This is a genomic window from Acinetobacter sp. IK23 (assembly GCF_035615275.1).
Taxonomy (GTDB): domain Bacteria; phylum Pseudomonadota; class Gammaproteobacteria; order Pseudomonadales; family Moraxellaceae; genus Acinetobacter; species Acinetobacter seifertii.
Map to the genome: position 1 here is coordinate 24764 of NZ_JANBNX010000037.1, position 6165 is coordinate 30928.

The 6165-nt window shown below is 34.7% G+C and carries 6 protein-coding genes; 2 read left to right on the plus strand and 4 right to left on the minus strand.

Annotated elements, in window-relative coordinates; translation table 11 throughout:
* The first annotated feature begins 17 nt into the window (after positions 1 to 17).
* The gene (locus MSG95_RS17525) at positions 18 to 827 is read left to right on the plus strand and encodes a lysophospholipid acyltransferase family protein (protein ID WP_077164332.1); all 810 of its coding nucleotides are present in this window, start codon (positions 18 to 20) and stop codon (positions 825 to 827) included.
* On the opposite strand, the gene MSG95_RS17530 is transcribed toward MSG95_RS17525, so the two are convergent.
* Positions 828 to 2453 carry a phospholipase D family protein gene (locus MSG95_RS17530; RefSeq protein ID WP_004704129.1) on the minus strand — a complete coding sequence of 542 codons (1626 nt, stop codon included), beginning with the start codon at positions 2451 to 2453 and terminating at the stop codon, positions 828 to 830. It abuts the gene before it with no gap.
* 106 nt (positions 2454 to 2559) lie between these two features.
* On the opposite strand from MSG95_RS17530, the gene MSG95_RS17535 reads away from it, so the two are divergent.
* A complete protein-coding gene (locus MSG95_RS17535) occupies positions 2560 to 3570 on the plus strand; it encodes a metallophosphoesterase (protein WP_077165722.1) in 1011 nt (336 codons plus the stop codon).
* A 45-nt stretch (positions 3571 to 3615) separates the two neighbouring features.
* On the opposite strand, the gene MSG95_RS17540 is transcribed toward MSG95_RS17535, so the two are convergent.
* The 3 genes from MSG95_RS17540 to MSG95_RS17550 are packed head-to-tail and all read right to left on the minus strand — an operon-like array spanning position 3616 to position 5842.
* Positions 3616 to 4095, minus strand: coding sequence for an OmpA family protein (locus tag MSG95_RS17540; RefSeq protein WP_077165721.1), 480 nt, complete (start codon positions 4093 to 4095; stop codon positions 3616 to 3618).
* A gap of 14 nt (positions 4096 to 4109) precedes the next feature.
* On the minus strand, positions 4110 to 5333 hold the full coding sequence (locus tag MSG95_RS17545) for a diguanylate cyclase domain-containing protein (RefSeq protein ID WP_324645150.1): 1224 nt from the start codon (positions 5331 to 5333) through the stop codon (positions 4110 to 4112).
* Between the two features lie 5 nt (positions 5334 to 5338).
* Positions 5339 to 5842, minus strand: coding sequence for a YfiR family protein (locus tag MSG95_RS17550; RefSeq protein WP_004704137.1), 504 nt, complete (start codon positions 5840 to 5842; stop codon positions 5339 to 5341).
* Positions 5843 to 6165: the final 323 nt, after the last annotated feature.

A 6165-nucleotide genomic window follows, 5' to 3' on the forward strand; every position in this document is an offset into this window, starting at 1 on the left:
ATCGTTAGTGAAATTTTATGGCTCAAACGCAAAGTATATTAAATTCAACGTTAAAGAAATTTTCTAAAATAGGCTTGTACGGAAAGAAAGTTACTTCAGCAACTGCGGCAATCAGTGAAGGTTTTTATTTAGTTTATCGTCATGGACTCTATAAGGATCCAAATAATCCTGTTAATACACGATATGTCCAATATTTTTGTCGCCGTTTATGCAAAGTCTTTAACCTCGATGTTCAAGTGCATGGAACGATTCCTAGAGAGCCAGCTTTATGGGTAAGCAATCATATTTCTTGGCTTGATATTGCTGTTTTAGGTTCGGGTGCGCGCGTGTTCTTTTTGGCTAAAGCTGAAATAGAAAATTGGCCTATTTTGGGTAACTTAGCAAAGGGTGGCGGTACTTTATTTATTAAGCGTGGCTCTGGTGACTCTATTAGAATTCGAGAGCAAATTGCTGAATTCTTAAAACAAAATATTCCAGTATTATTTTTTCCTGAAGCGACTACTACAGATGGACATTCTGTTAAAAAAATACATGGTCGTTTACTCGGGGCTGCTATTGAAGCCAAGCGTCCAGTACAGGTGTGCTTAATTTGCTATGTAAACCGTCATGGTGAATTAGATAATGTTGCACCATTTATTGGTGATATGTCATTTGTTGAACATATTCAGCATGTGCTAGAAATGCCGAAAGTAACAGCTCATCTACTGACCTTGCCTCCTATCTCGGTCGAAGGGCACGATGTAAAAAGTCTGACTCAAGAAGTCCAACAAAAAATGGTAGAAGGTTTGGCTCAATTACATCAAAAAGTACTTAAGCCAAAAAGTTAATTACATAAATCCTTCGAGAGGTAGCCATGAAAGAAACTTCATGCCTGCCTTTTGCCACCATTTCATTTCTGGTTCTTTTTTATAAATAACAGGCCCTTTTGAGGTTTCTTGTTGCCAATAAATATTGTTATTCGGGTCGAGCTTTAATTTATAAGCATATTTATTTAAGTTTTCATCCATCGTATGGTGAATTGTTTTTGCTAGCGATGGGCTATCTAAAATTACACCAATTTCAGTATTTAAATAAGCAGAACGTGGGTCAAAATTGAATGATCCAATAAAAACCTGTTCATCTAAAGCCATGAGTTTGGTATGTAAGCTTGAGCGACTTAAGCCTTTCATGTTTACTTTAGCCTTAGTTGCCAACTCTTCCGTATTTTTATTTAAATTACGTTTATCTGGGGCTGGTAAAAACTCATAAAGTTGTACGCCGTTTTTCAAAAGTTCTTTTCGATATCTACCATAAAAAGCATGGACTACAGCAACGTCATTTGCCTTAAATGAGTTTGTCAAAACTCGAACTTCTACACCTTCTTTCGCAAGCGTACTCAAAATTTTAGCGCCTTGCTTTTCAGGAATAAAATAAGCAGAAATCAAATCAACATTACTTTCGGGCTTTTCCAAATGGTTAATCAATTGGAAATTTAAATGCTCTTCTTTTTTTGCTTTTGACTTAATTTTATCAGGGGAGTCTTTTACGACCTCTGCCTTAACCCAGTCAAATTGAATGTTATGGTCTAGCCATTTATCAAAAGCATGTGACTTAGAAGTTAAGTTAAGGAAGTTTTGAACAGTTGCCTGTTGATAATGAGCATCGAGTTGTTCTTTTAAACTTTCATAGCGTAAACGGTGTTGTTGAGCACTAACAATGCTCTGGACCGAATAGGCATATTCATGATTCCAGTAATCATCAAAAGAATTTACGATGTCATCAACAGCAGCACCGACTAACATGACATCAACATCAGAAAATTGGTAATTATCACTGACGTTATAATACTGATTTGTCATATTACGCCCACCGATGAGCGCTACCTGATTATCAGCAATAAAGCTCTTATTATGCATACGACGATTGATACGCTTTAAGTCTAAAATCATATCCATCGCGCGGTATTCGCGAAAACGGTAAGGGTTAAATAATTTAACTTCAATATTTTTATGCTGAGAAAGGGCCAGTAAAACCCCTTCCATTTTTTTAGCGTTATTATCATCAATCAATAAACGTACTTTAACGCCACGATCTGCAGCACGAATAATCGCATGTAACGCTAAAGCGCCGACCTTGTCATTATCCCAAATATAATATTGTAAATCTAAAGTCTTTTCGGCTTTATCAATCAACCTTAAACGAGCCGCAAGTGCTTCTAACGGATCATTTAACAGATGATAACCCGTTAAATTTGGATTTTGTTCCCGCAAAGGTGTAATAATTTTTGCAAGTGAAGTTTGAGATGTATCGATATCTCGTGCATATTCAATCGGTTCTGCACGATGTTTGGGTAAAGTGCTACAACCTGTCAAAGTCACAGCGAAACTTGAACAGACAACTAAAGAAGCTTTGATCAAAAAGCCTTTAGCCTGTTGATGAGTTTGAAGCTGTTTGGAATGAAAGGATTGTGCCATAATCAATACATACGATAAGGTGAGCTAGAGTATAATTCGTGCATATTGAAAGATAAATATTGAATTTGATTACTAGCAATCAATATAAGATAAGTCGAGAATCGTAATGTGGAATCCAAATTCAATCATCTTTTGTTTTTACTTTATTTTTTCAATACTTGCCTTGTGGGGCATTGTCGAAGCTTGGATTCATCAATCACGTACAGAAACAATTCATCCATTTAAAGCTTTTGTCCACTTACTTACTTTTTATCTATCTTATCTTCTTATTCCACTTTGGTTCTTTAACTTATATGCAGGTTGGATAGGATATTACTCAATTCACCAAACCATTTTTATCTTTTTATTAAGCGGTATCCTCATTTATGCACGTTTTATAGAACCGCATATGGTACGTGTTGATGTTCATCAATATCGTTTGAATCCGGATTGCCGTTTTAATAAGCCTGTAAAAGTTGCTTTAATTGCTGATTTACATATAGGTTTATTTTCTGGTCACGAACGACAACTCAAAATCATTGTGAAAAAACTCAATGAACAACAGCCTGACTTGGTGGTTGTGTCAGGCGACTGGACCTATGAACCAGAAGACAAACTAGTACAAGAACTGGCTGTACTCAAAGATATTCAAGCTCCAGTCTATTCAGTTCCTGGAAATCATGATGAACAATATCCAGGACCACCTATCCAACAATTATTAAAAGATGCACTTTACTACAATGAAGTTATGGATATTGAAGGTAAAATTGTTGAGTTTGACGAATTTCGTTTAATTGGTATTGGTGATCTATGGGCTGGAAAAACCGATATGCGTTCAATGCCAAACTTACCACAAGATAAACCGTGGTTAATCCTTTCTCATAATCCAGATACAGTAGATATGGTTCCCAAATTACCTAATCGACCTTTGATGTTATCAGGGCATACTCACGGAGGACAGGTCGAGCTTCCTTGGGTAACTAATTACATTATGAAAAAAGTATCAATTTTAGGTCACAAACGTGGTTTTTATTCACACGAACATGCTGATGTATTTGTTACCGTAGGAACAGGTATGGTTGGCATACCTTTAAGATTTCGTGTACCACCGACTATTGATATTATTGAACTTGTATAAAACAAAAAAGCCAATCACGAAGATTGGCTTTTTTAAATAAGAAAATTAAGGAATAATGACGATTGCAACACGACGATTGATTGACCGATTTTCATTGGTTGTGTTTGGTACATATGGTTGAGTTGAACCACGTCCAATAACATAAATATTTTCCTTTTTAAAACCACGAGTCAAGAAAAGGTTAGCAACACTTTGTGCGCGCTCTTCAGATAACTTCTGGTTGTATTCAGGATTACCTACATCGTCAGTATGACCAACAATTTTTAACTTATTCAAATCATATTTATTTAATTGATTTGCTAAGCGTACAAGTTCTGCTTCATGGCTTTGTTTCAACGTTGCATCATTAAAATCAAATAATAAACGTTCTGGTAAACCTAGAGTCCAGCCTTCGTTAGTTAGAACAAAACCCTCTTTCTTTAGCATTTTTACTTGACGATATTTCAAAGGGCCAAAACTCAAGCAGCCTGCAAGAGTAATGCACAGCAATGCAATAAACGAGAGTTTTAAAGATCTTGTATTCATAGATTAGCCTAAATTTAATTCTCTGGTTTATAAATAAACCAATGTTGCTCAGAAGTCTTAGCCTTATACATCGCCTGATCGGCTTGCATAATAAAATCTTCTGGACTAGACGCAAATTGGGATAAAGCAATCCCCACACTAAAACTGAAGTAAATCGTTTGATCATTTAGATGCAAAGGTTCTTTACAGCTTTCGAGTAAATTTTCAGCAATAGATATTAAATGATCAGCATGACTAATGGAATGCAAAATGACCGCAAATTCGTCGCCGCCTAGACGAGCAATAAAATCTTGATGTCGTAAACGAGTCTGTAATCTTTTGGCCATCTCTTTTAAGACTTCATCATCAGCTAAATGTCCGAACTGGTCATTAATTGCCTTAAAGTTATTATTATCTATAAATAATAGAGCAGACTTGTTGTCAAAATCCTTATCTTCAAACATATCTAACAATATTTGATAAAAATAATGTCTGTTTGGTAGTAACGTGAGTTGGTCGTGATGAGCTTGAAAAGATAATTTGCGATTTTCCTTTTGTAATTGATTATCCCAAATTTGAATTTCTTCAAGCAACTGATTAAAAACAGTATTTAAATCTTGAAACTCTTTAATACGGTTATATGGAAAGCGAAGATTATAAGCTTTCTGTTCACTTACGATTTGAGCAATATTGGTAAGAGGATAAATCGCCTGCATAATTTGACGATAAGTTAAATTCACTGACCACCATAGTGCACAAACAATAAATAACATCGCGATCGCTAGACCAACCATAATCATCTTTAAAAATTGCAATATTTTTTCAGAGCTACCAAAAAGCGTTAGCTCGCCAACATTCTGTTGGTGATGATAAATCGTTAAATGTACAGGCTCATTTAAGAACCAATGATTAAACCATCCTTCCAAAACAGAAGTTTGACTAGACAACTTAAAACTTTGTGCAATTAAATGATGTTCAGAATCATAAATATGAATAGCTCGAATAGAATGATCATTCGTATATTCATTTAAGATTTGTTCTATTGTGATCTTGTCATTAAACACTACGGCCGGTTGAATACGCTCAAGAAGCGTATGACTAAGTAATTGCAAATTCTGCTTTGCATAAGTTTCCATAGTAAAAACGGAAATAGATACAAAGGTAAAAGAACAAATAAAAAAAGTAATCGCAAAAATCGTAAATTGAGACTTTCTAAAAAGAGCATGTAGAGAAGTGGACTGATACAACTTAGATATCATGGCCCTTACTCCGCATTCTTAGCCAAGAGTAATACCCTTGGATCAATATGGACCTTGGAATGGCTTAATGCATCTAAGTTAACTTTAAAAGTGGTGTAATTATTTTGATCATATAAACAAAAGATACTACCAACTTCACATTCTGGATTATTAATACTTAAAGAAAGCAAAGAACGATATGGATAATTCTGAATTAAATTTTGTTGTTGTTGAGGGGAAGTTGTAGAAAAGTAAACAGCTTGGCAATGAGACTTTGGAAAATCTTTAACATTAACTGTTTGTACACGATAATTATAAGATAATTGTTGAATATAAGACTGAAAAGTAGAAGTAATTGAAGCATTATCAATTACACAAAGAGTAGGGGTGCTTACATTCTCCCATTTGCTATAACTTAAAATAGATAAAGTCAGCACATAGAAGTTATGTTTTGAATTGGCATACGCAGGCCCACTCGTAGCAAGCACTACAAGTATGCAGAATAATACTTTCTTAGCGGAATGCCACATGGTGAGTTAATGCCACATCAATTGCATGAATAATCTATTCTACATGAAGTTGATTAACTAAAAAAAGTTTAATATCTCATCTAATTTCTACCAAAAAGCCTAAAAATTGATCTGTTGAATAATAAAATATGAGAAAGGTATTGCAAAGGGAATTTAATGGTCTATAATGCACATCCATCGGCGGTGATGCAGATAAAAACTTGTTGAAAAACAGTTACTTGTGATTAAGTTGGTTGCTTTAAGTGATGAATTTGATGATAAGGTGGTTTAGAAAATAAGTTTTAAAAAATATCGAAATTACCTGTTGACTTTTAAGAGATTAA